This window comes from Endoryza foliicola, from assembly GCF_050589245.1.
Lineage (GTDB): Bacteria > Bacteroidota > Bacteroidia > Chitinophagales > Chitinophagaceae > Endoryza > Endoryza foliicola.
In genome coordinates this window covers 260,288-287,248 of record NZ_JBOBEW010000003.1, presented here as the reverse complement: position 1 = coordinate 287,248, position 26,961 = coordinate 260,288, and the positions used below count along the sequence as shown (strand labels likewise).

Genomic DNA, 26,961 nt, shown 5'->3' with positions numbered 1-26,961 from the left:
TTGTGGGCATCTGTGGTCAAAAAATCATAAAACCAGTCTTTTGATGCCTTTTTTCAGATCTTTTTCTCCGAAATTCAAGATTAACCCCAATTTGTAGCCACCCAATTGCAAATAGGTGAGTGTTTGCGCAACGTGATTACGATGAATTGCTTCCACACTTTTTACTTCAATTACAACCTTGTTATTTACGAGTAAATCAATTCTAAAACCACAATCAAGTTTTACTTCCTCGGTAATTAATGGTATCGCGATTTCTTTTGAAACTGTCATCCCTGTTTTTTGTAAATGGTGATATAGAAGTTCTTTATAGACCGACTCTAGCAGCCCACTTCCAAATGTTGAGTGGATCTTAAATGCGACTCCAATGATTTTATAAGAAATATCGTTTTCAATCATGAATGCAAAACTACTTCTAAGGACATTTGGATGAATACTGAAATCGCTAGCAAGTTGTAAAATACAAGTACAACTTTGAGTAACTTCTTTACCTTCTTCCCCTTTGCGACAAAAAAAAAGTCAACACATTGTGTTGACTCCGTTTTAGCGTGTTGAAAATTATTTAAAGCTTCCGAATCCAAATATTTCTAAAGCTCACAGGATTGCCATGATCTTGCAAAATAATGGGTTCTTCTGGGCCATGTGCTTCGTAATTACCCACACCAATGTATTGAGTACCGCCTAATAAATGTGAATTGAATTGCACCAATACACCATTGTGAATCACGGTTATTTGAGCCTGTGATTTCACCGATCCATCAGGATAAAAACGAGGAGCCGTAAAAATAATATCATAAGTCTGCCATTCGCCCGGTCCACGACTAGCGTTTACCAATGGTGGAATTTGCTTGTAAATACTTGCAGCTTGCCCATTTGAATACGTACGGTTATTGTAAGAATCCAGAACTTGAAGTTCATATTTACCCATTAAAAAGATACCACTGTTACCTCTTCCCTGACCATCACCTTTAACTTCAGCAGGTGTTCTCCACTCAATGTGAAGTTGACAATCACCGAAACCTTGTTTGGTATGAATTTCTCCGGTACCTCCTACAACGGTCATTGCACCATTTTCAATTTTCCATTTGATAGGGCCACCGTCTTTTGCTGCGAATGCTGAAGCATCAGTACCATTAAACAAAACGATTGCATCGGCAGGTGCGTCTGCGGCAGTTTTACCTGGGGCCACCACACGTGGTTCAGGTGTCCATTGTTCCGTGAGTTTGGGGTCGCCGTTTCGAACAACTTGTTGTGCCGAAACAGTGAGGGTAGCTACAAAGGCTACCAAAAAGAGGGCTTGCTTCTTCATATTAACATGTTTAAGATTGGAAGGAACAAGTTAATACAAAGCGTGCTTTTTCAATAACTTTTTTTGTTAAATGGACTAACGTAAAATTTCGAAACGCTCAAAATCTCTAATAGGCGCATGAAATACGGCGCATTCTTCTACTTGGGCGGTAGGTGGCCCAAATTTGCACCACTCAATTAATTCAGACAAAACAGGCTCTTTGCCGGTTGCTGTAATTAATACAGAACCATCGGATTGGTTTTGAACCGTTCCGGTAATACCTAAAGCTTCAGCTTTTTCTCTGCAACTTTGTCGAAAAAAAACTCCTTGAACTTTACCTGCAACCTTAATAACTAGTGTTTGACGCATAATAATAAATTCTTCGACATTACTCATGTCAAGCAATCAAAAAATTAACTACGATAGGAAAGGTGAAATAGGAGGTTTGAGGGATAAGGTGCAAAGATACGACAGATATAAAATTCTAAGTCAGAAAAGAGTAAAAAAAAGGGAATGATTGCTCATTCCCCTAACTATACTTGCTACTAATGTTACACCTCTAAAATAAAAAACTGATAAGGAGGAATAATCAAGTATTCATGGTCTGGTCCTACTTGAACATCAATGTCGCGCCAATGATCATATAATTTACTAGGTGCAGCTCCGTGCTCTTTAAATGCAAACCATGTGAGATATGCATCACTATCGCTGAAATTAAAAACGCAGTACACTTTCTTGTCATCCTTACTTCTCAAATAGCCGGCTACATGGTTGTTGTGCGGGCTTAACCAAGTTAGGTTTTTGTAATCGCCAATTGCATCCAATTTTCTACGAATCGATATCAGTTTTTTGGTAGACTGAAACACCTGGTATTCAACACTGCCTTCTTCGCTTTTCTTGTTGTTTTTATTCCAATCAATGATTGGGCGATGCATCCAACGGTTGTCATAACTTTTGCCACTGTCTTGTAAATAACTATAGTCATTGGTATAACCAATTTCATCTCCGTAGAAGATCATTGGCAATCCACCCAAGAAGAAGCTATGCGCTTGCATCAAAAGTATCTTATTGATAGAACTGCGAATAGCTGCCGAGTCATTGCTATTAACGGCTTTTTCCAATCCACATAGAGAGGCTAGTGAGCCACTGATTCGAGCATCATTGGTTTTCGGATTTACAGAAAATAACGCTCCAACTGCCGGTGAATAGGAATGATTTCCTGAGTAGTATTCTTTCAAATATTTTCGATGTTCGAAAGCATTATAGCCTGATTGCTCGATCATGTAGTCATCATATCCAAGACCAATATCATCATGGCAGCGTGTATAGTTAATCCAAGTAGTTCCAAAAGGCTTTTGTAGAATTTCATGTTGTGCCGCCATCATCACTTTTGTTTCGCCTGTAGCGAGTGCATCCCATTGCAGGGCCATATGCGTTGCGTTATAGGCTACATCACATTCGCGGGCTGTGTACAAGCCGGTACCAAAGTATTTCATGATCTCTTTTGGCGCCACAATTGCTTCTCCAAGCAAAGCCATTCCCGGTGCCGCAACTTGAACGCACTGTTTGATGAGGCGCAAGAGACTGTGAGCTTGTGGAAGATTTTGGCAAGTGGTACCCAATTGCTTCCAAATAAATGCAGGAGCATCGATACGAAGAATATCAACTCCCAAATTTGCATAGAAGAAAACAGTATCCATCATTGCCACAAAAACAGCCGGGTTGGTGTAATTCAAGTCCCATTGATAGTTATGGAAGACCGTCATTACCCATTTACCCATTTCGGGATTAAACGTAAAGCTGCCCGGAGCTGATTCGGGAAAGATTTCAGGCATGGCAGCGTCGTATTGGTCGGGAAGTACTCTATCAGGGAATATATAGAAAAAGTCTTGATACTTGTGATCGCCTTGTTTGGCTTTCACCGCCCACTCATGCCGATGAGAAGTATGGTTCAACACAATGTCGATCATCAAATACATACCCTCTTTGTGCATGGCTTTTCGAGCTGTAGTTAAATCAGAGAGGTTACCAAAACGTTCGTCAACTTTTCTGAAATTGGAAACAGCATAGCCACCGTCGCTTTCACCGGCCGGGCTCTCAAAAATGGGCATGAGGTGAAGAAAGTTCACACCCAGGTCGTTGAAATACGGAAGCTTTGAAGGAAGTTGATCCAGTTTTCCGCAGAAACGATCAACATACAAACTCATTCCTGTAATATCATTGCTCAAAAACCAATTGCCCTTATCGAGTTTCGCTTCGTCACGTTCTTTTAAGATTTGCTCTCTGTTTTGATGGGCTGCGGCAATGGTTTCCAAAAGCTTTGGAAAATATTCGGCACCACGTGGATGGTTACCATACAGTTCATTGTACAGGCTTTGGATTGCCGTAGCATTTGCAATGAATCGAGTGAAGAACAATTGATCGGCACCGGCCAAGTCAAAGCTTTTTTCTTCAACTACTTGATTAATCAATTGGTGTAAGGAATGATTGTACACAAGTTTCGTTTTTAAAGAAAGATATCGTTGCTTAAATGTTTGAATGCTTCCATGGCGCCCATGTATTCACAAGTACGAGCACCTGCTTTATTACTGTTTTGAATCAATTTCACCCATTGCGCTGTGGGCATAGCGGCTCTTTCTGTTGCCGTAAGACCACTTAATTGATACAACAAGGCGCCTACAAAAGCATCGCCCGCTCCGGTAGTATCAACGGGTTTAATAGGGATGCTGGATATAATTTGAGTTGTTCCATTCATACCCAACAAGGTTCCTTCTTTTCCCAAGGTAATTGCAAAAACAGCGGTCGTTTTTTGAAGTAGTGCAGCTGCGGCATCCGTTACATTGTCTGTAGCTGTTAGCAACATCGCTTCTTCATCGCTCACTTTGAAGAAATCACATTGATTCAGGAAATGCCAGCTTTGCGCTATAAATGCTGGCTGAATATCTTTATACAAAAGATGTCTGTAATTTGGGTCGAAACTTACAAATACGCCGGCTTGCTTTGCTTTTTGCAGTAAAAGTTTGTAAGCCGATTGCAAGGGGCCCGGCAGAAAGGCGGTGGCCGAACCGAAATGAATGATCGAAAAATCGGTAACCGGAATTTGATTGATTTCTTCTTCCGATAAAAAACTATCGGCACCTCGGTTGAAATAAAAATCACGCTCACCGTTTTCCATCAAACTCACAAAGGCAAATGTGGTGAAGTGGTCTTTGTCTTGATGAACAAAATCGGTATTCACTTGAAACGACTGCATTACATCCATCAAATGTTTTCCGAAGGGGTCAATACCCACTTTTGCACTGAGCGATGCTTGCCCGCCCAAAGCGGCTATGGCGGCTGCCACATTGGTAGGGGCTCCACCCGCTTTTTTGAGAAAGTTGTTTCCTTCCGAAAGCGGCTTGCCCTTATCAGTGCAAATCATATCAATCAATGCTTCTCCTATACAAAGTATTTTCATAATGCTTTTCTTATTGTTAATGCCCACCCATACTCACCTTTGCATCGGCGCTTGCTTTTTGGTTTTTAATAAGCAAGGTACAAGCAGCTGCGAGCAAGATAAACACTCCTGCGAAAGTAACAGCCTGTCTGGGATCGTTGTGTAAATATTCTCTCAGAATATATCCAAAGCTCAAGTTTTGTAATATCATGGGAATCACAATCATCATGTTTATAACGCCCATGTATACCCCGTATCTTTCTTTAGGGATTTCATTTACAACCATTAAATAAGGGATACCCATCATACTTGCCCAAGCTACCCCAAATCCGGTCATCGGAGCAAAAAGCAGGTATTTGTCGTGGATATTTGGGAAAATTAAAAGTCCAACACCTGCCAACACAAGACATACCGTATGCACCCATTTCGCACCAAATTTTTTTGCCAGCCCTACAAGCCCGAATGCGCTTAAGAAGGTTACAATATTGTACCATCCATTAACAAGGCCCGTCCAACCTACCGCTTTCTCGAACAGCTCTTTATTTGAATCGGGGCTCGCATTCCAAACCGAAAGCCCGATACTTTTAGCGGCATTTTGCCAGTAGCAGAACAAAGCATACCATTGGAAAAGGTAAACAAGGGCCAGTTGCCACATTACCTTGGGCATGGTTGTAATGGCATCGATGATTTCAATATTTTGAGCGAAGAGTACTTTTGTTGAAGGGTGGCTCTCTAGGAAGTGCAAAAATTTTCTAATCAAACCTTTCACAAAAAGATTTGGAATCAGGAGTACAATAATAATAGCGTATGCTACAAGCGTAGAAAGTACAGAGAGCAAAAATTGGAACGCAGGATGGGGTAGACCTTCGTTTTTCTTTTCCAACTCTTTTAATTCAGCCTCGGTGGGAGGAATTTCAGGCGTGGTTTTTAAACTCCACCAAACAGATGTTATTGAGCAAACTGTTCCTAAAAAGAAGGAAGCATATACCCAATAAGGAAGAGATCCCCAATTTCCATGAATGTATGATTGAAATACAAAAAGCGAAACGTTGGCAAGGGTAATTCCCAATCCGGTGAAAAAGCTTTGCGATAAAAATCCGGTGGCAAATTGGTCTTCAGGCAGTTTATCGGCGATAAAAGCTCGATAGGGCTCCATAGCGGTATTATTGGCAGCATCCAATACCCACAATAGTCCGGCTGCCATCCACAAACTGCTGCTGAATGGATAAATAAACAAGCAAATGGAACAAAGCAAAGCGCCAATAAAGAAGAATGGCTTTCTTCGACCGTATTTTGGACTCCAGGTTTTGTCTGATAAAGCACCAATAATGGGCTGAATTAACAAACCCGTCATAGGGCCGGCTAAATTCAGAAGGGGAATTTCGTCGGGGTGTGCGCCCAAAAGGTCGTAAATAGGGTTTACCGCACTTTGTTGCAAACCAAAAGAATATTGAATACCGAAGAACCCGACATTCATATTGATGATTTGCATGAAGCTCATTCTGGGCTTGGGGATAGACATAGCAATCAGTTATTTGTGTAAAAGCAGCGTTTAGACTGGAAATTTACCGCGGAAATTCCACGATTTCTTCATTTTTCGTTGCTTTTTAGCTGCAAACGTTTGCAGCTAAAATACCCTAAATAAGCTTGTGTTCGTAGGCATATTTAATAAGCCCAATGACCCCACTGGTTTGGGTTTTGCGGAAGATATTCTTGCGGTGAGTTTCCACAGTTCGTTCGCTAATAAAGAGGGTCTCCGCAATGTCTTTATTGCTGAGCTCTTTTTCAATTAGTTTAATGATCTCTATTTCTCGATCGGTTAAATGAGCGGCCTCGTTTTCCTTTTTTCGAGTGCTGGCTTTGGTCATTTCGTGGAGCACCTCTTCGCTGAAATAGATTCCACCCGAGGCTATCTTTTCAATGGCCAGTTGCAACTCTTTCTTCCCTATATTTTTTAGTACATAGCCTGAGATGTCGGCTTCTTCGATCATCGTATTTACCAGATCGCCCTCTCCGTTCATTGATAGGGTCATAATTTTGATCTCCGGCCTTAGTTGTTTTACTTTTTTGGCCAGTTCAACCCCGTTCAGTTCCGGCATCATCACATCAGTGAGTAAAAGCTGAATATCGAGCGATGGAAGCTTCTGCAATAGTTCTTTCGGGGAAGTGGTGGTGAAACATACCTGCAAACCGGAATGCCCCTCTAATAGGGACAATAGACCATCTATTACAATTTGATGATCGTCTACAATTGCTAGGTTTAGTTTGGTGCTCATGGAGTAGAAGAAAGATAAGGATTAATTAATAATTAATGATTAATAATTAATAATTCGCCTTCGGCGGTGATTTAAAATCTTGGGTACTGAAAATGTGCTTCATGCCTATAAAAAGTGTTGTTCTTTTATGAATCTGAATTATCATTATCTAGAATTGTAAAAGGGGCTAAATGGGCTAATCATTAAAAATTCACATTCTCGAGCTGCCCCAATTCTTAATTCTTAATTACCCGGGATATGAATCGCCACCAAAGTACCTTTCCCAGGCTCCGAATTAAAGTCCACTTCACCTTTCAAAAACTCTACTCGGGTACGAATGTTCTTCAATCCAATTCCTTCGAATACATCCGTTTTTGAAGTATCGAACCCTTTGCCATTGTCTTCGATGGTAGCACTTATGCCATCACGGTCTTTAATTAACGAAATGTCTAAGTGATTCGCTTGTGCGTGTTTAATTACATTGTTGACACACTCTTGAATTACGCGGTACAATACAGTTTCCGTATTGATATCCAGTCGTTCATTCAATCCTTCACTATAAAGATCTACTTTAATAATACGGTCGTCTATTTTATCAATGAATTCACGAATGGCCGAAGCTAATCCCGATTTCAACAGTGCATTGGGCATCATGTTATGAGAAACGGTTCTTACTTCTTTGCAACTTTCATCTACCAATTGAATGATCTTATCGAATCGGTTTTTTTGATCCGTTCCCCTGAAAGCTATTTCCGGTTCAATGGAAGATAAATTCATTTTTGCAGCACTCATCATTTGACCTACCCCGTCGTGTAAGTCTTTCGCAATACGTTGGCGTTCTCTTTCTTCCGCTTCTAAAACTGCTCTGGTAGCCAGTTCTTGCTGTACGATCCGTTCTTGCTGCAATAACGTAGCTTGCTTTAATTGATAGCGTTTGTATCCTGAGTAAACTAACAAAAATGCCAATACCGATAACACAATAACCGCAACCAGCGTAATGTTCTTTCTTACAATTTCACTTTGCTGTAAACTGAGTTGAGAGTTTTGCAGCATAATTTGCTGTTCTTTCTTTTCTGTTTCATACTTCGTGTTCAATTCAACAATTTGTTTGTTTTTGTCGAGGTTGAACAATGAATCTTTTATCGAAGTGTATTGTTGATAGTATTTCAATGCAGATTTATCGTCGCCCATTGACGCGGCAATGGAAGACAATTCTCGATAATTGGCCGATTGCAATTCAGCATACTTAAGGGTAGCAGCAGTTTTATTACTGAGCTCAAATGCTTTGATGGCTTTTTGGTAGTCGCCACTGGCATTGTACAAAACTCCAAGATCGGTTTGAGTTAATGCCACTGCAAAACTGTCTTTTAAATTCTCACGGATTTTCAATGCTTCTAATAAGTTGACTTCTGCAGGCTTGAAATTTTTTTGAATCACTTGTACACCTGCAATAAAGCTTTTAGCATAACCCACGCCCACTAAGTCTTTTCGGGCTTCCGCTATTTTCAAAGATTCAGTATACCTGCGAATGGCTTCAGGAAAGTCTTCTTTGTATTCAAATACCACCCCCGATTCATTCCAGATCATTTGCATTCCTTCCGAATCGTTCATAGATTTGAACACGTCCATGGCTCGGTCGTAGTAACGAAGTGATTGATCTAGGTCCCGGGTTTTGCGGTATAGCTTTGCAATATCATTGAGCGTATTGCCCAGCTCTTTTTTATTCGAGCCTTCTTCAAACAAGTGAAGGGCTTTGAAATAATAGTCTGCGGCCTTATCGTAGTTTCCCTTGAAATAATGTCCTATGCCTACATGATGCAATACTACGGCATAGGCCGCCGAGTCTTCTTTTGATTTTACCAGTTTAGCCGCTTCTTCTCCAAGGGCGATGGTTTTGTCAAAGTCCTTTAAACTATAATAGGCAGCCAACCCCCCATAGGCTTTAAGCTTTTCAGATGTAGATGACCTATTGTTATTGATAATGGAATTGAGGCTGTCTGTTTGAGCAGCAAGCCTCCCCATCAATACAATACAAAAGAGAAGGGTTAAGGAACTTAATTTCATGTTCAATGATTATAGTCCAAGAACATCTCTCATATTGAAGATGCCTTTTTTGCCGGCAATAAACTCTGCCGCCAAAACCGCACCCGCCGCAAATCCTTTTCGATTGTGAGCGGTATGAGTGATTTCAATGTCGTCTATCTCGCTGGTGTAACGGATAATATGTGTGCCCGGGGCTGGGTCAATACGTTTGCTTACAATGCCGAGTTCGTCGGGATTGTTTGTTTCTTCATTTACCCATTTGTTTTTCGAAGGATAAGATGCCAATACGCCTTCAGCAAGGGTGATGGCTGTACCACTAGGAGCATCTTTTTTGGCAGTGTGATGCACTTCTTCCAAACTCACTTTGTATTCTGAATGAGGCGCCATTAGTGCTGCCAATTTTTTATTCAACTCAAAGAAGATATTCACGCCAACGCTGAAATTACTCGCCACTAAAAGAGATGTATTGTACTTTTTTGCAGCTGCTTCTGCTTCGGGTAGATGTTGCAACCAACCCGTAGAGCCTACTACCAAGGAGGTTCCTGTTTCAAGGGTTTTCATCACATTTTCAAAAGCACTTTCGGGCCCGGTAAACTCAATGGCCACATCTGCCGATTTTAGGTTTTCAGCATTCAGGTCGTTTTGGTTGTTCAGATCAATTTTCAAAACAATTTCATGTCCTCTCTCTAGAGCGATGGCTTCAATGGCTTTACCCATTTTGCCATATCCAATTAAAGCAATTTTCATGTACTTAAATCAATAAAAAATAATAGAAACAGGGCTTGCCCTTTTAACGCAGTGAAGTTATGGTTTTTGAGGGATTCTTGCCGAAAGTAAATACCACACTCAGTCCCAGAGAAGAACTGTTTTGTAAAATTGTTGGTTTTAATTTCATGGAGAGGTCATCGGAGATATCAAATCCTTTTAAATGACCGTCTACGGTAGCATCTACCACATTAAGTCCCCACATTAATAAGACGAAGAGAACCGAATAATCCATATTTTTTCGATACTCATTGCGGTAGTTTAACAAAGAGTTGGCGCCACCGTTCATCGTGAAGAATGGCCACAGTTTAGGGTCAACTCTTTGGCGGTAGTTGAGGGTATCGATGGGGTCACTGGCCAACATTTTTGCTGCATCTCGGGTCCGTTGATACCATTTTCTGTTATCGAAGAACAAGTAGGCAGGTACGCCAATGGCAGCGTACACAATAGGAATTTTCCAGTATTTTTTGTTGTAAGCTTGGCCCCATCCGGGAATAATGGCGGAACGAATGGTGGCCATTCTTGGGCTGTGCTTTTTGATTCTATTGGTATCAAGCATGCTAGTTGTAGCTCGAACTGCCACAATACTGTCTTTTACGGGTTCATTTTGAGCCCATAACATGCCAGGTAGAATGATCAATAAAATAAAAAGAATCCGCTTCATAATGGATTAACTACCCGATACTCCAACACGGTCGAGGAACCTGTTTAAGTCATCGAGTGAGAAGTATTCAATGGTGATACTGCCATAGCCTTTTTTGTTGTGCTGCAGTTTCACTTTGGTACTAAAATGTGACGCTAAATTATCTTCTATTTTCTTGTAAGCGGGCGGCAGTGTGGGTTTTACCGTATTTTTAACAGGGTTTACCACTTTGTACAGTTTGCGCACCAATTCTTCAGTTTGACGAACCGATAATTTGCGTTCTACTGTTTCATGGAAGATATAGAGCTGTTTGTCGATGGTATCTACATTGATCAAAGCACGTGCATGACCCATACTGATATCTCCTTTGCGAACGGCCACTTGAATGTCTGGTGGAAGTCGAAGCAACCGAATATAGTTGGCAACGGTACTTCTTTCTTTTCCCATACGCTCTGCCACTTGCTCTTGGGTATAGTTTAATTCATCCATCATGCGTTTGTAACTCAGGGCAACTTCCATTGCGTTGAGGTCTTCACGTTGCAAGTTTTCCAACAAAGCCAGTTCGAGGAGTTGTTGGTCGTTTGCCTGACGGATATAAGCGGGTACATCAACGAGGCCGGCAATTTTGGAGGCGCGCCAACGACGTTCACCCGATATTAAACGGAATTTACCATTTGGTAATTGAGAAACGGTGATTGGCTGAACAAGGTCGTGTAATTTGATAGAGGCGGCTAGTTCTTGGAGCGCTTGTTCATCAAAATCGCGACGAGGTTGTTTTGGATTGGTTTCGATAGAAGTTACCGGAATGCGTTGCATGGTGGTAACTGCTTCTACAACCGTATTTTTTAAATTTCCGGTATTGGTTTTAAGATCGGAATCGATGCTCTGTAAAAGAGAGCGAATCCCTTTCCCTAGTAAGTCTTTATTCTGTTTTGGTGTTGACATGTCTCGTTGATTGTTGCGCTGTACAAAAAAAATACCAGAATCGGCTACAGATCTATGTTATTCAAGAATTCGGTCTTCTTGTTTTATTTTAGTCATATCATTTTTCTGCAAAATCTCTTTCGCCAAATTCAGGTAGTTCATTGAACCCTTGCTTTGTGCATCGTAGAGAATTACCGGTTTACCCACTGAAGGCGCCTCACTGATACGTGTATTACGATGTATAATAGTACTGAACACCATTTCATCGAAATGCTTTCTCACTTCACTCACCACCTGATTGCATAAACGAAGGCGGCCATCGTACATGGTCATCAAAATACCTTCGATTTCCAATTCAGGATTCAATCGACTTTGAACGATTTTGATGGTGTTCAGCAATTTACCTAGACCTTCCAAGGCGAAGAATTCTGTTTGTACCGGCACAATTACAGAATCGGCGGCAACCAATGCATTCACTGTAATTAAACCGAGTGAAGGAGAGCAATCGATGATGATGAACTGGTATTCATCAGCAATAGGAGCGAGGATGTTTTTCAACACCGATTCTCGATTGGGATGATTGATCATTTCAATTTCTGCACCTACTAGATCGATGTGCGAAGGAATAACATCCAGATTAGGGATCTCTGTTTTCAGCACCACGTCGCGTGCTGCTACATCGTTCACCATGCAATCGTACAAACTCTGTTGAATATTATGCAAATCGAAGCCCACACCGGTGGTGCTATTGGCCTGTGGATCGGCATCTACCAACAAGGTTCTGAATTCCAATACCGCCAAGCTGGCAGCTAGGTTGATTGCGGATGTTGTTTTTCCTACCCCGCCTTTCTGATTTGCTACTCCAATTACTCTTGCCATATGTTGTTGTCCGCCCGAAGCGGAGTTTTTTTGGTAATATACCTATTATAGTTCAATTGTGCCACCAATGGGAACTAAATGTAAAGTGGCCCCTGAAGCGGCAAAATCGGCTTTTGCCTTTTCTGCATCAATTTTAATGTATCCGAACGTGTCGTAATGTACCCCAACCACCTGTTTTACTTTCACAAATTCAGCTGCGGCAACGGCATCTTCTACATTCATTGTGAAATTGTCGCCAATTGGAAACACTGCAAAATTCAGCGAAGCCCAACGTGGAACCAATTGCATATCAAGGGTTAAGGCGGTGTCGCCACTGTAATAAAAATTTCCTTCTTGGCTGGTAACGATAAAGCCCATCGGGTTTCCTCCATACGATCCGTCAGGTAAGCCGGAAGAATGGATGGCTGAAACACATTTCACTTTAAAATCACCAAAATCCCAAGCACCACCCGTATTCATTGGGTGTACATTGGTTAACCCCTGTTTTTGAGCCCATTCTACAATTTCCCAGTTACTCACTACTTTGGCTCCGGTTCTTTGCGCAATGGCAACCATATCAGCAATATGATCGGCATGTCCATGGGATACCAGAATGTAATCGGCCTCAACAGTATCGGCACTCACAATTCCTTTTGCCAACTCGTTGTAGGTAATAAAGGGATCGAATAAGATTTTTTTGTTGTTAATGGTCACTACAAAGCAAGAATGCCCTAAAAAACTCAGTTTCATACACTTTTTTGTTGGTTAAAAATGGTTGAATTTTCGCTGTTGATGGGTTTTGCGGGTGAATGCTTGCTCATTTTTGATGACAAGGTGGCAAATTTAAGGTTTCGGCATAAATTGTGGCAACCAAAAGCTACAAGCTTTGTTAGATTATTTTAAATGAACCCTGAATACCTCATCATTTCCGGTACCAACCGGCTCGACAGTGCTAGTATTAAAGTTGCAACCGAGTATTTCAACCGACTCACAAAGGCCGGCAAATCCTGCGAATTGTACTCATTAGAAGGCTTTAAATGGTTTCAACGAACTCCCGATTTCTTGGAACTTCAAGAGCGTCTCTTTATACCTGCTCAAAAATTTATTTTTGTGATGCCCGAATACAATGGAAGCGTTCCGGGCGTTCTGAAGTTAATGATCGATCTGCTCGATTATAAAAGAACTTGGCACCTAAAAAAAGTATTATTGGTGGGTGTTTCGTCTGGTAGAGCAGGAAACCTCAGAGGCATGGAACACATGACCGGAATTCTACACTATTTAAAAGCCGTTGTTCACCCCAACAAGTTGCCCATTTCGCGGGTCGATCTATTGGTTATCAACGGTGTATTAAATTTAGATCAAGAAACCAGTCGTGCCGTCGATTTGCAAATCGAGGAATTCATAGCTTTCTAAATGAATATTAAAACAACTCAATATGCGTAATTCGGGATTTTTGTGGATCGTATTGGCGATCATGGTGGTGTTAGATGTGTATGTTTTCCAAGGTATTAAATGGGTAAGTGCTTCAGCGTCAAATCGATGGAGAACAGTTATCTTTTGGTCGTATTGGACTTTATCTATTGGAGCTGTTTTGTCCTTATTGTTAATGCCCTATATGGACTTTCTCCCCTTTCGCAAAAACAATGTTTACGCTATCATTATAGGGTTATTTATTGCGAAGTTGATCATTGCGATTTTCTTAAGTGTAGACGACATAAGACGAATAATCATTTGGTTGACTGAAAAAGTGCGTCCGGCTACGGCTCGAGCTGTAGGAGAGCCCATTTCCCGTTCTACTTTTATCAGTTGGTTGGGAATTGCTGTGGGTGGTGGAATCTTCGGATCCCTGCTTTACGGGTTCAATAACAAATACAATTATCAGGTAAAAAAGGTCAGCCTGAAATACCCCAATTTACCCGCACCATTCAAAGGTCTCAAACTCGTACATATTTCAGATGTTCACTCGGGCAGTTTTACTGATAAGAAGGCTGTTTCAAAAGGAATCGAGAAAATCCTTTCAGAAAAGCCTGATTTGATCCTATTTACAGGGGATTTAGTGAACGATAAGGCCACCGAAATGGAGCATTATCAAGACCTATTCTCTCAGCTGCAGGCGCCTATGGGTGTTTATTCTACTTTAGGAAATCATGATTATGGCGATTATGTTCAATGGCCTAGTCCGGACGCTAAAAAAGCTAATTTGGAGCGCTTAAAGCAAGTTCATGCCGATATGGGCTGGCGTTTGCTCATGAATGAACACGTTGTTTTTGAAAAAGATGGCCACTCCATAGCCCTTTTGGGAATCGAAAACTGGGGTGCAAAGGGGCGTTTCCCGAAATATGGTAAAATGAAAGAAGCTTACGAAGGGGCCGGTCACCACCCTTTCAAAATATTGATGAGCCACGACCCAAGCCATTGGGATGCAGAGGTTCGAAAAGAATACAAAGACATAGACCTAATGCTGGCAGGCCATACCCATGGAATGCAATTCGGGGTAGAATTACCCGGTTTCAGATGGAGCCCGGTGCAGTATATGTACGAGCAGTGGGCGGGCTTATATGAGCAAGAAAATCAAAAACTTTACGTAAATAGAGGCTTTGGATTTATTGGATATCCGGGTAGGGTAGGGATTTTGCCGGAAATAACCGTTATAGAATTAACATAACGTATTAAACTTTCGGCAATTTGACGGTTCTAAAAGACGTTATATTTGTCAAATTACCCTAAGCTGGCTCCATGAAGAAACCATTGTGGGCATTCTTGTGCCTTCTGTGCTTATTGACTGCCCGACCGGCATCCGGTCAGGTAACCACCAAGTTGGATTCCCTTTTTAAAACAGGGGACACCACGGCTATTCTCGACTCTTTACTAGAAGGGTTCGACAGTTTCCTTGATTCTATCAGTAAACCCAAAAGTCAGTTCTATATCGGACTCGGTTTCGGTACCGGATTTTATACTTCGCAATCGAACAGTTCAGTATACCTCAATACGCAGAAAAAATTAATGTTTTCTCCTAGTATTGGATACTTACATAAATCGGGCTTAGGATTAAGTGTGCAAGCCTATTCAACCACCGATAATAATAAATTTAGTTTTTATCAGGGGTCCATTAGCCCCTCGTACGACCTCATTCGATCCGGATTTTCTTCGGGTTTGGCTTATTCGAGGTTTTTCTCCAAGGACTCAGTAAGTTTTTATACTACTCCCATTCAAAATGAATTGTATGCTTACTTCTCTTATAAGAAATGGTGGGTGAGGCCTACCATTAGTGTGAGTTACGGTTGGGGAAGCAAAACCTCCTATGAGCAACAAAAGCAGATATTGTACTTGCGTCGTTTGCAAACAACCCGAAGCTATTATGTGAATGTAAAGAATACGGAGAATATTCAAGATTTTAGTGTGTTGCTTTCTGTTAGAAAGAATTTTGATTTTGAGAAGATATTTGGAAAGAATGATTTGTTTACGCTTACTCCGGTTCTCATGTTGAGCATGGGCACACAGATGTACGGATTCAATACGTCTTATTCTTCTTCTAATAATATTATTCGCGCCAATGCGCTTCCGTCTAATTCAGATATTAGCGATCAGTCGAATTTTGCCCTGCAAAGTGCGAGTGCAATCATACGAGGAAGTTACATGACAGGTAAGCTCCTCATTCAGCCACAAGTATTGTTTGATTATTACTTGGTACAAGGTGCAAGCGAACCTTTTACAGTAGTGTATTCATTAAACTGTAGCATAGCATTTTAAACTGAAAATTCGATTGTTTAGGTTTTAATTTAAATTAACAACTCAAAACTTCCATTGGCATAATACTTGAAAATTTATACTCTGAAACAAATAATCAATAACATGAAACAAAAATTCCTGACCGTATTAGCCGTTGCATTAGTAATGACTACAGCCAGTTTTGCTCAAGGCTTCCATGTGGGTATCAAAGGTGGCGCGAACTTGATGAAAATTGACGACAAATCATTTAAAGATGAGTTCAAATTCGGCTATAACTTAGGTGCATTTGCAACAGTGAACTTCAGTAAGAAAGTAGGTATTCAACCCGAATTGTTGTGGAGCCAAAGTAATTATCAAACAGCTACTGATATTGATCAAGTAATTCCTAACTCTCAGAACAGTAAAGATGTTAAGTTGAATTACTTGCAAATTCCGGTGCTGTTGAACTTGAGCCCATCTAAACTACTTACCTTCCAAGTGGGCCCTCAATTTGGTATCTTGATCAACGACAGCAAAACTTTGTTGAACAATGGTCAAGAAGCATTTGCTAAAGGCGACTTCTCTATGTTGGGTGGTGCACAGTTGAATTTAGGTGGAATTAAAGCCGGTGCACGTTATGCCATTGGTTTGAATGATATCGGTGATATCTCTCAACAAACTTCTTGGAAAAGCCGTGGTTGGCAATTGTATGTTGGATTGAACTTGTTCTAAATAGCAACTCAACTTTTGGTAATAGGGCCCTGCAGTTTTTGCGGGGCCTTTTTGTTCACCGCAAAGTCCGCAAAGCCCGCGAAGTAGTCGCGAAGGTTTTCTGACCGCGGCGGCGCAGCGTATCCTCCCACCTGTTCTTGTTCTTTCCCCATTCTCCAACTATCCAATTCACGAATTATCTTCTCCCTGTTCCTCCTCCTGTTCTTTCTCCTTGTCTTCTATCCCCATTCTCTCACTCCCACATTCTTTCATTCACCAATTATCCTGCTCATCCTTTAATCCTTAAATCCTGATACTGATCCTGCCAATTTGCACCTCTCCTTGAAATGGCATTAATCTTGACTATCTTAGGGTACAGCGGTTTAGACGCCTAACAGAGGCGTTGCTGCTAATTTGTCATTTTAAAGAATACTATGAGATTTAATTTGAGTCCGGAGGATGAAATGGATTTTATTCCCATGATTCCTTTGAATGAACAGGATGGAGAAGATACGGCTGATGCGGTGATTCCTGAAGTATTGCCCTTGCTGCCCTTGCGCAATACGGTTTTGTTTCCGGGAGTAGTACTGCCAATTACCGTTGGAAGAGATAAAAGCATTAAAGCGATTAATGAAGCATACAAGACGGATAAATTAGTAGCGGTAACCGCGCAAAAAGATCCGAATGTTGAAGATCCCGGTCCGGCCGATTTAGAAGAAATAGGAACGGTAGCGAGGATTGTGAAGTTGATCAAAATGCCGGACGGTGGCACTACCGTTATTATTCAAGGTAAGAAGCGCTTTCAGTTAATAGCGATCACAGAAGAAGATCCTTACTTTAAAGCTAAGATCCAAGTATTGCACGAAGATGCAGTACCTGGCGGAACTGATTTTGAAGCTTATGTTTCGAATATTAAAGACCTCGCTACACAGATCATTCAGTTGAGTCCGAATTTGCCAACTGAAGCTTCAATCATTCTTAAGAATATTGAAAGTCCGTCGTTTCTGATCAATTTCGTTTCAGGTAACATGAATACTGACCTGAAAGAGAAACAAGAATTGTTACGTACCAATGGATTGCAAGCTCGTGCCGATTTATTGATGCAACTGTTGCAACGAGAATTACAGTTTGCAGAGCTGAAGAATAAGGTTACCAATAAAACAAAAACGGAACTAGATAAGCAACAGCGAGAGTACTTCTTGCAGCAGCAATTGAAAAGTATTAAAGAGGAGTTGGGGGGCGATACCAATGAGCGTGAATTGAAAGAAATGCAGAAAAAAGCAGAGGCAAAAAAATGGCCACAAGCTGCAAAAGATGCATTTAAAAAAGGGGTTGAAAAGTTAGAGCGCATGCACCCCAGTACACCCGACTATTCAGTTGTATACAATCACCTCGATTTGATGCTGGATCTTCCATGGGAAGACTATACCGAAGATTCTTATGATCTTAAGAAAGCGAAAAAAGTGTTAGACAAAGATCATTATGGAATGGAAAAAGTAAAGGAACGCATACTTGAATACTTAGCTGTATTGAAGTTGAAGGGAGATATGAAAAGTCCGATACTTTGTTTTGTGGGTCCTCCGGGAATTGGTAAAACATCGCTCGGCAGAAGCATTGCGGCCGCGATAGGTAGAAAGTATGTTCGATTGAGTTTGGGCGGCTTACACGATGAAAGCGAAATTCGCGGGCATCGTAAAACCTATATTGGTGCTATGCCCGGTAGAGTATTGCAATCGATACGAAAGATTAAATCGTCCAACCCGGTAATGATCCTCGACGAGATCGATAAAATTGGAAATGACTTTCGTGGCGATCCCTCTTCTGCCTTATTGGAAGTGTTGGATCCCGAACAAAATCACAGTTTTTACGATAACTATCTTGAGTTAGAGTACGACTTAAGTAAAGTATTATTTATCGCTACAGCAAATAACTTGCAGCAAATTCAGCCGGCATTGCGTGATCGTTTAGAGATCATTGATTTAAATGGATATGCTGTCGAAGAAAAAGTAGAGATCGCCAAACGTCATTTGCTTCCCAAACAATTGGAGGCTCACGGTTTGAAAAATGTGAACTTGAAATTCAATGATAAGGTGTTGGAGAAAATTGTTCAAGATTATACAAGAGAAAGTGGGGTACGGGAATTGGATCGTCAATTGGCATCGATCATGCGATTTGAAGCAAAAGAATTGGCCTTAAAGGACAAGGTGAAATCAAATGTAACAGCAGCCGATGTTGAGAAAATTTTGGGCAAGCCGAGGTACAGCAATGATATTTATAAAGTAGCCAATATGCCCGGAGTGGCAGTTGGGCTGGCTTGGACCTATGTAGGCGGAGATATATTATTCATTGAATCAACGATGAGTGAAGGCAAAGGCGAATTGAAACTCACCGGTAATTTAGGCAATGTAATGAAGGAGAGTGCAGCTACTGCTCTTAGTTACATTCAGGCCAATACTAAAAAGATCGGAGTCGATCCGGCATTGTTTTCAACGAAAACCATTCATATACACGTTCCTGAAGGAGCTGTTCCGAAGGATGGTCCTAGTGCCGGTGTTACCATGCTTACAGCCATTACTTCTTTGCTCACCGGTAGAAGGGTGAAACCTTTTTTAGCGATGACAGGAGAGATCACCTTGAGAGGGCAGGTGTTACCGGTAGGAGGTATAAAAGAAAAAGTATTAGCAGCCAAGCGAGCCGGCTTGAAAGAAATTGTGCTTTGTTGGCAGAATGAAAAAGACATCCAAGAAATTGATGCTCGGTTTATCAAAGGTTTGGAGTTTCATTATGTGAAAACGATGCAGCAGGTGTTGGAGGTGGCGTTGGCGGGATCAGGATCAGGATTTAAGGATTAAAGGATAGGTGAAGATGAGTGGCCTCGCGACTTTTTCGCGGGCTTCGTGAGTTTTAAGTTAGTAATGCAAGAAGCATGAGGATACGCTGCGTTGCCGCTGCGACCGCTGTGGCGCCGCGGTGAAAAAAGCATCAGGATTTAAGGATTAAAGGATACGTGAAGATGAGAGGCTTTGCGACCTCTTCGCGAGCTTTGCGGACTCTGCGGTGAACGAACAAAAAATTTAAAATAATTCCGAACAATACAGCTAGTGCCGTGTTATTAATGTATTGAATTTTCATGTTGGTTGTTTTAAGGGTTAAGAAAGATCCTCTGTCAGAGCAGGCAGGGGATCTTGTTTTTATTGCAGTTCGGTGGATTGGCTTATTTTTGAAAGGTGAGATTGGTTGTTACCTTCATATTAACCTGTTGTGTTCAGGTAAGTATATCCCAAACATTGGGAGGTAATTCTAATTTTTCATTTGCAAAAACCCCTGCATCTCCTCGAATTACCGCTTTGGGTGGCTACTCGGTAGTAGGCGACTCAAAAGATGTGGACGGCCTGTTTCAGAATCCGGCCTTGTTACATCCTTCTCAACATCAATGGATCAACAGCTCCTTTCAAGTTTTTCCTGCAAGCATCAACACCTATCAACTAAGTTCAGCCCTCTACAGTCCCAAATTGGAAACGGTGTTTGGTATTGGCATTCATTATTTTAGGTACGGAACGATTACATCTACTGATGCAGCGGGTACTATATATGGAGAAATACATCCGAATGATTATGTGGTACAGTTGTCTGCTTCCCGATCGTACGCGAATAAATGGCGTTATGGATTGAGTATGAAGATACTACATTCATCATATGGCTTTTACCGTGCAGCGGGTTTAGGGATGGACGCCGGGTTGACTTACACTGATACTGCACAAGGTTGGCAAGTTGGATTTGCTTTGCAGAATATGGGGGCAGTATTGAAGCCGTATCAAGGTACCAGTGCCACTGAATTGCCCTTTGACATGAAAATGGGAGTATCTAAAAAATTGTTGAATGCTCCGATTAAATTCTTCCTAAACGCTCAACAAATGCAGCGGTTTAGGCTCGACAGTTCGGATATTGCACCCAGTAGTGTAAATGGAATCATGGATAATTTCATGCGACATTTAAGTTTAGGAACACAAATATTTTTGGGAGATAAAGTTGAAATTAGTGCGGGTTATAACTATCTTCGTCGTAAGGAATTGAATATTGGCAGAGGGGGAAATGGTTTAAATGGATTTTCTTTGGGTATAGGCCTGATATTAAAGAAGTTAAACATACAGTACTCCCGAACCAATTACCAAAGTAATGTAGCAATCAACCACTTTGGCGTCCTTTTTACTTACACTGATTTCACAATTAAGAAGACAAAAAGGTAAGAGACCGAAAATTTGCCTAGACATTGATGCAACGCAACACCTCTGACAACCATCTGTTTATAGAGATATAGCAACCTTGTAATTGAACGCAAATGATACGATTGGTTATTGTAGATGATCATCGGCTCGTTCGCGAGGCTTGGAAATTATTACTAAGCCGAGATGAGCGTATAGAAGTAATCGCTGTATGTGAGAGTGGTGAACAAGCCGTATCCACCGCAGCTGAATCTAAGCCCGATGTAATGATGATGGACATCACGATGGAACCTATGAATGGAGTGGAAGCAACCCGTGCCATTCGTGAGTTTAATACTACTATTAAGATTATTGGAGTTTCAGTGCATTCCGACCTGGCCCATGTAAACGCAATCATGAGCGCAGGAGCCAATGCATATGTTACCAAAAACTCTTCCAGTGAGGAAATGATACACGCTATCAACCAAGTAATGGAAGGAAAAACATATATCTGCCGTGAAATTCCCGGCTATGATGTGGCTTCTTAGGAAACCAACGAAGCCATTTCTTTTTCTGATTTGAAAGCCTCACGAGGGGTTAATCCCAACAATTGGAACATCGCTTGGTCTTCTTCAAAACTAGGGTTAGGTGTAGTTAATAATTTCTCACCGGCAAATATTGAATTCGCTCCAGCCATAAAACACAAAGCCTGCTCAGCTAGGTTCATCGCCGTTCTTCCTGCACTCAAACGCACCATTGCTTTAGGCATTAATATGCGAGCTGTGGCAATCATTCTTACCATATCCCAAACGTCTACTCGTTGATTATTCGCCAAAGGTGTTCCATCAACAGGAACCAAGGCATTTACCGGTACACTTTCAGGATGTTCGGGCAGTGTAGCTAATGTATGAAGCATTTTAATTCTGTCTTCGTGTGTTTCACCCAAACCAATAATACCCCCGCAGCATACTGATACCCCGGCTTTTCTCACATTGTCGAGTGTTTTCAATCGATCATCATAGGTTCTTGTTGTGATGATCTCACCGTAATATTCGTTGGATGTATCAAGATTGTGATTGTAAGCATACAAGCCGGCATCGGCTAATTTTTGCGCTTGCGATTCTGTGAGCATGCCTAAAGTGCAACATACTTCCATTCCCAATTCATTCACCCCTTTTACCATGTCTAACACACGATCAAAATCGCGGTTATCTCTCACTTCTCTCCATGCTGCTCCCATACAAAAACGTGTAGAACCGGCTTCTTTAGCTTTTTTCGCATATTCAAGAACGGTATCTTTCTGCATTAAAGGTTGTACAGTTACATCTGTATGATAGCGAGCGGCTTGAGGGCAATAGGCGCAGTCCTCACTACAACCACCTGTTTTAATAGACAACAACGTACATACTTGTACTTCTGCTGTTTGTTGATTGTTTCTATGAACAGTAGCGGCTTCGTATACAAGTTCTAATAAAGGCTTATTATAAATATCTTTAATTTCTTCGATGGTCCAATTGTTTCTCATGCCGCAAAGATAAGAGAGCGGGTGGAAATTTATAATTAACAATTAATAATTAATAATGAAACGGCCGGGGTAATTAATAATTAATAAGTAATAATTAATAATTGAACAGCCGGCAGTCAGGTTGATTGAATATCAAGGGCTAAATTGTCTAAATCCGTATTGATTTGTGTATCCTTTGGTCAAAAAAATGCGAATTCTCAGGTTAATTTTCGGTCGTAAAAATTTTCAATCAGTTTACTCTACCGCAAAGTAACTAAGTGCGCAAAGGTTCGCAACGAAAATCGCTGCGAGCTTGTCCTTAGCGGGCCGAAGGCCCAGTCGAAGGACGCTGCGCCGCTGCGTTAAAAAAAATAATCAGAGTGATTAAAAACGGGGGTTAATCTGGTATTCCGTAGTCAAAAAAGAACTTCAGAAGGACAAACCCTTTGTGCCCCGGCTGTTTCAATTCTTAATTCTTAATTCCCATCTCCCTTCTTATCCACCAAAAAATAACTACTATCCTTCAATAACGGGTAATTCGCGTTGAACATTTTATTGAACACTAAGCGGAATTGATTAACACCCGTTATGGAGTCATAAAACATACTTGTTTGATGATCAGGAAAATAAACTGCATTCAAATTGCGGAAAAATGCTTTCTTGTTTTGCAATTCACGGTTTCTATAACCATGATCACTCATCAGAATCACTACGGCTTTCGGATCGTTTTTTCGAATCGATGCAAGCAACGATTTTATCTTCGTGTTCGTGTATATTAAGTATTCAAGATAGGCAGGAGCCGGGTTCGATTTATACTCCGTCATTACCAATTCCTGCGATTTTAATTCCCCTTTTTTATTGTAGAAATAAGGAGAGTGTGGCATATAAAAATGACCGTAAACAAAGAATGGCTTTTTCGGATGCGATTCTGAGAGAGCAGTGATTTTTTCGTGAAACTCAATATTGTTGTCACGATGGCGGAAGTAGTAATTTTTGTCGAACCATTTGAATGGGATCTTCGTCATCAATAACCATCCAATGTCCTTGTTCATTTGTGCAAACAAAGTTCTGTCGGAAATCAATTTTGTTTTTAATGGAAGAAAGCTTTGTTCCACCATCGAGGGATTTCCGGCTAAATCAAACACAGAATAATTAATGATCTCATATCCCTGCATGTCTAAATACTTGATCACTTCATTGTCTCTTATCAACAGAGTAGTATTCGAATAGTCTTCTGCAGAAATACGGTTGATGTTTTTAATGCCATCAATATAACTCATGTTGAGGATCGACGACATCGAGAACGGAGTGAAATTATAATTAGAATTGCTGTGGCGTTGTATCTGGAATTCTTGTTGAATTAGGAAGCTGTCTAAGTCGTTATCGAAATTGTATTCTTCTTTTAACGAAGTTGAACCGGCGTATTCGTCGAATAATAAAAAGTAGATATTGGGTTTGGCGCAGGTGTCGCAGGGTTTTTGTTTATTCTCTTGTGTGAATGTATAAACGGAGAGTCCTTCGTCTTTTTGAGTGATTGATTTGTAAATGCCTATTCCGGTGTCGGTTAAAATGTAGATCAAGAACAAGGCATTCAAATAAACACTAAACTTATTGAAAGGCTTAGAGGTTCTTTTTAAAAAGATGAACAGGAGGATCAACAAAACCAGGGCAGTGCCAAGCAGAATGCTATACCTGCTTAAGAAAGCAAGCGCCGGAGTGGTTTTCAAGAATTCATGAATGGCTCCAAAAAAGAAAAAGAAAGACATCCAGAAAGTGGTAACCAACGATGCTTTGGTCCAACTCTTAAAAAAGATATAGGAGAACAAGGTAATTACAAGAGCCATTCCCAAATAAGAACCCAGCAATAGTAAGGCCTCGTAAGGATCAATGAAGCCCCAGTTCTCTACAAATCCATGCAGCACAAAGAATACAGGTAATAAAAAAAGATACAGCGGATATTTTTTGATGAAGCCGAGCATGTGCTATTTTCTTTTCAAAGAGTATAAAATACGATCCGTTCCGGGAACGATGGCTGATTTTTCGAAGGTGTAGTAGTTGGCAAACTGCAGTTCAAATTGGTCTTGCGTATATAGATCGAAGATGTCTTCACGATTGGAGAGCAATTGTTTTACTTTTTCATCGCTTTTGGGTACCCATTCAATTATTAGATCTCCTTCGAAAGAATGAAAAAAACTTGCAATGGATGCCAAGGGAATATTTTTTGCAATGGCAAGATGATGCACCAAGGCCAACGCAAAACTCAATTGGGGTTTTACTCGATCTGAAAGTTTTGAACGTTCTTCGTTGTTGAACCCAATGGCTGGACTAGGGTTTGTGAGATCCAAAACAATTGGGTAAATATTGGGTTGGTGTTGAAGATAGGCCCTATTGATGCAACTGGCATCGAAATCGGCCGCAATTACTTCTTCACAATAGGAAGCTGCCAATTGAGAAAAATAGCCATCATTTGCACCAAAGTCTACGATGGTTTTACCTGAAAACGAACTCAGCCAGTTTTTCATAATGGCTGCTTTTGCATGCAGGTAGTCTTTTCCTAAAATGGTTTCTTCGTAATAATTATTCCAAGTGGTTTGTTCGGGATATCCGGCTTTAAGCGAGCGCACTACCGATTCTAAATGCGAAAGCAATTGAAGCATCTTTTGCTTTGAGAATTGAATGGTGCGACCCTTTCCATTGGCACTTACCGATTGCTGCAACAATAGATGCAAGCGTACTCCCAAATTCCATTTTGCTTTCCATGGCATCAATGGTGCCGCAAAAGCCGCAGTGATTCCTTCTAAGTGTACACTCAATAATTGAATGGCCGGTATTTTACAATAATGCTCTAGAAATAAAGGGTAAAGAAAATGCTGACAAAACTGACGATAAGCGATCCAAGGAAGTTCAGGATTATAAGTTTCGAAACTTAAGGTATCAATGAAAATTGGTCGACCTTTTTTGAATGACACATTGTATGCAGTGGCATCTTTCAAAATCATGCCGTGTTCAATGGCTGTTTTGTTAATTGAAAGAGTTAACAAAGCCGCATCTTTCAATTGATCAAAACTCCATTCATAGGGATAGCTGATAAATGGAACAAGTTCAGGGCGTAGTGTTTTGTAGTGCATGTCGGCATCGGCAATAGGAGTCGATACTTCTTCGTGCGCTACCAATACTTTTTCTTCTATAAGTTTTTCGTACAAGCCTGATTGTAGCAACAGTTCATAATGAGACTTGTAATTGTTATTGACTTGCCGATACAGTGTTCCATTTTCAGCGAAAACAAAACCGCTGTTGTCGCGAAAAGAAGCAGGATGCGCAGGGAGCTTAGTCATTGGGGGCATCGTTCTTCACCGGTGGCTCATTTTTCTTCGGTCTGAAGAAAAACACTTTGATCTGCAACCAGAGGTTTTTAAAATAGAAAAGCGCTCCTAAAACGGCAGCAATAATTACTTGAACCAGGTAGCTTCCGCTACCCGGATCAACGTATAATAAGATGGGATTTAAATTCACAGGTAGCTGAGGTTTGTTTTAGGACTTAAAGTTAACAAAGTTTCGTACATCAACTTAATGGTATTGTCAATATCATCTTTGTGAATCATTTCAACCGTAGTGTGCATGTAACGAAGTGGAATGGAAATCAATACCGAAGGGCAGCCGTCGTTCGCATAGGCGAATGAATCGGTGTCTGTACCGGTACTTCTGCTTAGGGCTCTCCACTGAACAGGGATTTCATGCTTCTTCGCTACTTCTTCTACCAATCCTAATAGTTTATTGTGAACAGCAGGAGCGTAGGCCAAAGAAGGTCCTTGTCCGGTTTTTACATCACCTTCAATATTTTTATTGATCAATGGGGTAGAAGTATCGTGAGTTACGTCTGTTACAATAGCAATATTGGGTTTAATACGACGCGCAATCATTTCAGCACCTCTCAATCCAATTTCTTCTTGCACGGCATTTACCACATACAATCCAAAGGGAAGTTTCTTTTTATTTTCTTTGATCAAACGCGCTACTTCAGCGATCATGAATCCACCAACACGGTTGTCGAACGCACGACCCACATAGTTTCCATTGGCAAGTTCATCAAATCCATCTTGATAGGTAACTACTGCGCCTACATGTACACCAAGTTCTTCTACTTCTTTTTTAGAACGAGCACCACAATCTAACCACAAGTTATCGGTTCTTGGCTGTGCTTCTTTTGCATCGGGTGTTCCAATGCGGGTATGAATAGCGGGCCATCCAAACACTGCTTTTACAGCGCCTTTCTTACCATGAATGAATACGCGGCTAGCCGGTGCTGTTTGATGGTCTACGCCACCATTTCTTTTCAAATAGATCAAACCGTCGGCTGTGATGTAGTTTACAAACCAACTGATTTCATCGGCATGTGCTTCTATTACAATCTTGAAAGGATGATCGGGGTTGATTACTCCTACTGCTGTTCCGTAAGGATCAACATAGTGAGTGTCTACAAAAGGTTTTAGGTAATTGATCCAGAGTTTTTGTCCCCAAGTTTCAAAACCAACGGGAGACGCATTATTGATGTAATTTTTTAGGAATTCGAGGGATTTAGGTGTCACCACACCTTTCTTAGAAACTTGTTTTGCCATAGTTATTAAAT

Annotated in this window: 25 protein-coding genes; 7 read left to right on the top strand and 18 right to left on the bottom strand. The window is 41.0% G+C overall.

All coding sequences use genetic code 11. The features are described from left to right. Positions 1-24: 24 nt before the first annotated feature. The 13 genes from ACQ2HE_RS08610 to ACQ2HE_RS08550 all read right to left on the bottom strand — a co-directional run bounded on the left by ACQ2HE_RS08610 (position 25) and on the right by ACQ2HE_RS08550 (position 12,959). On the bottom strand, positions 25-396 hold the full coding sequence (locus ACQ2HE_RS08610) for a GxxExxY protein (protein ID WP_430898555.1): 372 nt from the start codon (positions 394-396) through the stop codon (positions 25-27). Positions 397-559: 163 nt separating this feature from the next. After that, entirely contained in the window at positions 560-1,306 is a 747-nt protein-coding gene (locus tag ACQ2HE_RS08605; protein ID WP_430898557.1) for a 3-keto-disaccharide hydrolase, read from the bottom strand. Between the two features lie 75 nt (positions 1,307-1,381). Further along, the gene (locus ACQ2HE_RS08600) at positions 1,382-1,681 is read right to left on the bottom strand and encodes an acylphosphatase (protein WP_430898559.1); all 300 of its coding nucleotides are present in this window, start codon (positions 1,679-1,681) and stop codon (positions 1,382-1,384) included. A 155-nt stretch (positions 1,682-1,836) separates the two neighbouring features. Continuing rightward, positions 1,837-3,780 (bottom strand): alpha-amylase family glycosyl hydrolase, encoded by a 1,944-nt coding sequence (locus ACQ2HE_RS08595; RefSeq protein WP_430898561.1) that lies wholly within the window; start codon positions 3,778-3,780, stop codon positions 1,837-1,839. A gap of 11 nt (positions 3,781-3,791) precedes the next feature. After that, positions 3,792-4,742 (bottom strand): carbohydrate kinase family protein, encoded by a 951-nt coding sequence (locus ACQ2HE_RS08590; RefSeq protein ID WP_430898563.1) that lies wholly within the window; start codon positions 4,740-4,742, stop codon positions 3,792-3,794. A gap of 16 nt (positions 4,743-4,758) precedes the next feature. Beyond that, on the bottom strand, positions 4,759-6,243 hold the full coding sequence (locus tag ACQ2HE_RS08585; RefSeq protein ID WP_430898565.1) for an MFS transporter: 1,485 nt from the start codon (positions 6,241-6,243) through the stop codon (positions 4,759-4,761). A 115-nt stretch (positions 6,244-6,358) separates the two neighbouring features. Further along, positions 6,359-6,997 (bottom strand): response regulator transcription factor, encoded by a 639-nt coding sequence (locus ACQ2HE_RS08580; RefSeq protein WP_430898567.1) that lies wholly within the window; start codon positions 6,995-6,997, stop codon positions 6,359-6,361. 222 nt (positions 6,998-7,219) lie between these two features. Then, entirely contained in the window at positions 7,220-9,040 is a 1,821-nt protein-coding gene (locus ACQ2HE_RS08575) for a tetratricopeptide repeat-containing sensor histidine kinase (protein ID WP_430898569.1), read from the bottom strand. A gap of 9 nt (positions 9,041-9,049) precedes the next feature. After that, positions 9,050-9,766 carry a 4-hydroxy-tetrahydrodipicolinate reductase gene (gene dapB, locus ACQ2HE_RS08570; RefSeq protein ID WP_430898571.1) on the bottom strand — a complete coding sequence of 239 codons (717 nt, stop codon included), beginning with the start codon at positions 9,764-9,766 and terminating at the stop codon, positions 9,050-9,052. Between the two features lie 43 nt (positions 9,767-9,809). Beyond that, on the bottom strand, positions 9,810-10,448 hold the full coding sequence (locus ACQ2HE_RS08565; protein WP_430898573.1) for a DUF5683 domain-containing protein: 639 nt from the start codon (positions 10,446-10,448) through the stop codon (positions 9,810-9,812). A 6-nt stretch (positions 10,449-10,454) separates the two neighbouring features. Continuing rightward, the gene (locus ACQ2HE_RS08560) at positions 10,455-11,372 is read right to left on the bottom strand and encodes a ParB/RepB/Spo0J family partition protein (protein ID WP_430898575.1); all 918 of its coding nucleotides are present in this window, start codon (positions 11,370-11,372) and stop codon (positions 10,455-10,457) included. 57 nt (positions 11,373-11,429) lie between these two features. Further along, positions 11,430-12,230: a ParA family protein gene (locus ACQ2HE_RS08555; RefSeq protein WP_430898577.1), complete on the bottom strand. Its 801-nt coding sequence runs from the start codon at positions 12,228-12,230 to the stop codon at positions 11,430-11,432. A gap of 45 nt (positions 12,231-12,275) precedes the next feature. After that, positions 12,276-12,959: a metal-dependent hydrolase gene (locus tag ACQ2HE_RS08550; protein WP_430898579.1), complete on the bottom strand. Its 684-nt coding sequence runs from the start codon at positions 12,957-12,959 to the stop codon at positions 12,276-12,278. A gap of 153 nt (positions 12,960-13,112) precedes the next feature. Between ACQ2HE_RS08550 and ACQ2HE_RS08545 the strand changes: the two genes are divergently transcribed. The 7 genes from ACQ2HE_RS08545 to ACQ2HE_RS08515 all read left to right on the top strand — a co-directional run bounded on the left by ACQ2HE_RS08545 (position 13,113) and on the right by ACQ2HE_RS08515 (position 21,378). Next, positions 13,113-13,622, top strand: a complete 510-nt coding sequence (locus ACQ2HE_RS08545; RefSeq protein WP_430898581.1) for an NADPH-dependent FMN reductase — start codon at positions 13,113-13,115, stop codon at positions 13,620-13,622. A gap of 22 nt (positions 13,623-13,644) precedes the next feature. After that, complete coding sequence (locus ACQ2HE_RS08540) at positions 13,645-14,874, top strand: metallophosphoesterase (protein ID WP_430898583.1); 1,230 nt, start codon at positions 13,645-13,647, stop codon at positions 14,872-14,874. Between the two features lie 71 nt (positions 14,875-14,945). After that, positions 14,946-15,959, top strand: a complete 1,014-nt coding sequence (locus tag ACQ2HE_RS08535) for a hypothetical protein (RefSeq protein WP_430898585.1) — start codon at positions 14,946-14,948, stop codon at positions 15,957-15,959. A gap of 102 nt (positions 15,960-16,061) precedes the next feature. Then, positions 16,062-16,649, top strand: a complete 588-nt coding sequence (locus ACQ2HE_RS08530; RefSeq protein ID WP_430898587.1) for a porin family protein — start codon at positions 16,062-16,064, stop codon at positions 16,647-16,649. 413 nt (positions 16,650-17,062) lie between these two features. Then, positions 17,063-19,480, top strand: coding sequence for an endopeptidase La (lon, locus tag ACQ2HE_RS08525; RefSeq protein ID WP_430898589.1), 2,418 nt, complete (start codon positions 17,063-17,065; stop codon positions 19,478-19,480). A 375-nt stretch (positions 19,481-19,855) separates the two neighbouring features. Then, entirely contained in the window at positions 19,856-20,875 is a 1,020-nt protein-coding gene (porQ, locus tag ACQ2HE_RS08520; protein ID WP_430898591.1) for a type IX secretion system protein PorQ, read from the top strand. A 92-nt stretch (positions 20,876-20,967) separates the two neighbouring features. Then, a complete protein-coding gene (locus ACQ2HE_RS08515) occupies positions 20,968-21,378 on the top strand; it encodes a response regulator (protein ID WP_430898593.1) in 411 nt (136 codons plus the stop codon). Here the strand turns inward: ACQ2HE_RS08515 and bioB are convergent. The 5 genes from bioB to ACQ2HE_RS08490 form a co-directional block, all read right to left on the bottom strand. Next, positions 21,375-22,355, bottom strand: coding sequence for a biotin synthase BioB (gene bioB / locus ACQ2HE_RS08510; RefSeq protein WP_430898595.1), 981 nt, complete (start codon positions 22,353-22,355; stop codon positions 21,375-21,377). The two genes, ACQ2HE_RS08515 and bioB, sit on opposite strands and share 4 nt — an antisense overlap. A 455-nt stretch (positions 22,356-22,810) precedes the next feature. Continuing rightward, positions 22,811-24,313, bottom strand: coding sequence for a sulfatase-like hydrolase/transferase (locus ACQ2HE_RS08505; RefSeq protein ID WP_430898597.1), 1,503 nt, complete (start codon positions 24,311-24,313; stop codon positions 22,811-22,813). 3 nt (positions 24,314-24,316) lie between these two features. Continuing rightward, positions 24,317-25,669, bottom strand: coding sequence for a methyltransferase domain-containing protein (locus ACQ2HE_RS08500; RefSeq protein ID WP_430898599.1), 1,353 nt, complete (start codon positions 25,667-25,669; stop codon positions 24,317-24,319). Next, the gene (locus tag ACQ2HE_RS08495; protein ID WP_430898601.1) at positions 25,662-25,847 is read right to left on the bottom strand and encodes a hypothetical protein; all 186 of its coding nucleotides are present in this window, start codon (positions 25,845-25,847) and stop codon (positions 25,662-25,664) included. The genes ACQ2HE_RS08500 and ACQ2HE_RS08495 overlap by 8 nt, the downstream gene beginning before the upstream one ends. Further along, positions 25,844-26,950, bottom strand: coding sequence for a M42 family metallopeptidase (locus tag ACQ2HE_RS08490; protein ID WP_430898603.1), 1,107 nt, complete (start codon positions 26,948-26,950; stop codon positions 25,844-25,846). Before ACQ2HE_RS08490 ends, ACQ2HE_RS08495 begins: the two co-directional genes overlap by 4 nt. Between the last annotated feature and the right edge of the window lie 11 nt (positions 26,951-26,961).

Coding starts and splice junctions, on each gene's coding strand:
- ACQ2HE_RS08505 (WP_430898597.1), bottom strand. CDS start 24,313: ATGCTCGGCTTCATCAAAAAATATCCGCTGTATCTTTTTTTATTACCT.
- ACQ2HE_RS08560 (WP_430898575.1), bottom strand. CDS start 11,372: ATGTCAACACCAAAACAGAATAAAGACTTACTAGGGAAAGGGATTCGC.
- lon (WP_430898589.1), top strand. CDS start 17,063: ATGAGATTTAATTTGAGTCCGGAGGATGAAATGGATTTTATTCCCATG.
- bioB (WP_430898595.1), bottom strand. CDS start 22,355: ATGAGAAACAATTGGACCATCGAAGAAATTAAAGATATTTATAATAAG.
- ACQ2HE_RS08585 (WP_430898565.1), bottom strand. CDS start 6,243: ATGTCTATCCCCAAGCCCAGAATGAGCTTCATGCAAATCATCAATATG.
- dapB (WP_430898571.1), bottom strand. CDS start 9,766: ATGAAAATTGCTTTAATTGGATATGGCAAAATGGGTAAAGCCATTGAA.
- ACQ2HE_RS08545 (WP_430898581.1), top strand. CDS start 13,113: ATGAACCCTGAATACCTCATCATTTCCGGTACCAACCGGCTCGACAGT.
- ACQ2HE_RS08550 (WP_430898579.1), bottom strand. CDS start 12,959: ATGAAACTGAGTTTTTTAGGGCATTCTTGCTTTGTAGTGACCATTAAC.
- ACQ2HE_RS08610 (WP_430898555.1), bottom strand. CDS start 396: ATGATTGAAAACGATATTTCTTATAAAATCATTGGAGTCGCATTTAAG.
- ACQ2HE_RS08590 (WP_430898563.1), bottom strand. CDS start 4,742: ATGAAAATACTTTGTATAGGAGAAGCATTGATTGATATGATTTGCACT.
- ACQ2HE_RS08490 (WP_430898603.1), bottom strand. CDS start 26,950: ATGGCAAAACAAGTTTCTAAGAAAGGTGTGGTGACACCTAAATCCCTC.
- ACQ2HE_RS08605 (WP_430898557.1), bottom strand. CDS start 1,306: ATGAAGAAGCAAGCCCTCTTTTTGGTAGCCTTTGTAGCTACCCTCACT.
- ACQ2HE_RS08540 (WP_430898583.1), top strand. CDS start 13,645: ATGCGTAATTCGGGATTTTTGTGGATCGTATTGGCGATCATGGTGGTG.
- ACQ2HE_RS08515 (WP_430898593.1), top strand. CDS start 20,968: ATGATACGATTGGTTATTGTAGATGATCATCGGCTCGTTCGCGAGGCT.
- ACQ2HE_RS08575 (WP_430898569.1), bottom strand. CDS start 9,040: ATGAAATTAAGTTCCTTAACCCTTCTCTTTTGTATTGTATTGATGGGG.
- ACQ2HE_RS08600 (WP_430898559.1), bottom strand. CDS start 1,681: ATGAGTAATGTCGAAGAATTTATTATTATGCGTCAAACACTAGTTATT.
- ACQ2HE_RS08580 (WP_430898567.1), bottom strand. CDS start 6,997: ATGAGCACCAAACTAAACCTAGCAATTGTAGACGATCATCAAATTGTA.
- ACQ2HE_RS08530 (WP_430898587.1), top strand. CDS start 16,062: ATGAAACAAAAATTCCTGACCGTATTAGCCGTTGCATTAGTAATGACT.
- ACQ2HE_RS08500 (WP_430898599.1), bottom strand. CDS start 25,669: ATGACTAAGCTCCCTGCGCATCCTGCTTCTTTTCGCGACAACAGCGGT.
- ACQ2HE_RS08565 (WP_430898573.1), bottom strand. CDS start 10,448: ATGAAGCGGATTCTTTTTATTTTATTGATCATTCTACCTGGCATGTTA.
- ACQ2HE_RS08535 (WP_430898585.1), top strand. CDS start 14,946: ATGAAGAAACCATTGTGGGCATTCTTGTGCCTTCTGTGCTTATTGACT.
- ACQ2HE_RS08555 (WP_430898577.1), bottom strand. CDS start 12,230: ATGGCAAGAGTAATTGGAGTAGCAAATCAGAAAGGCGGGGTAGGAAAA.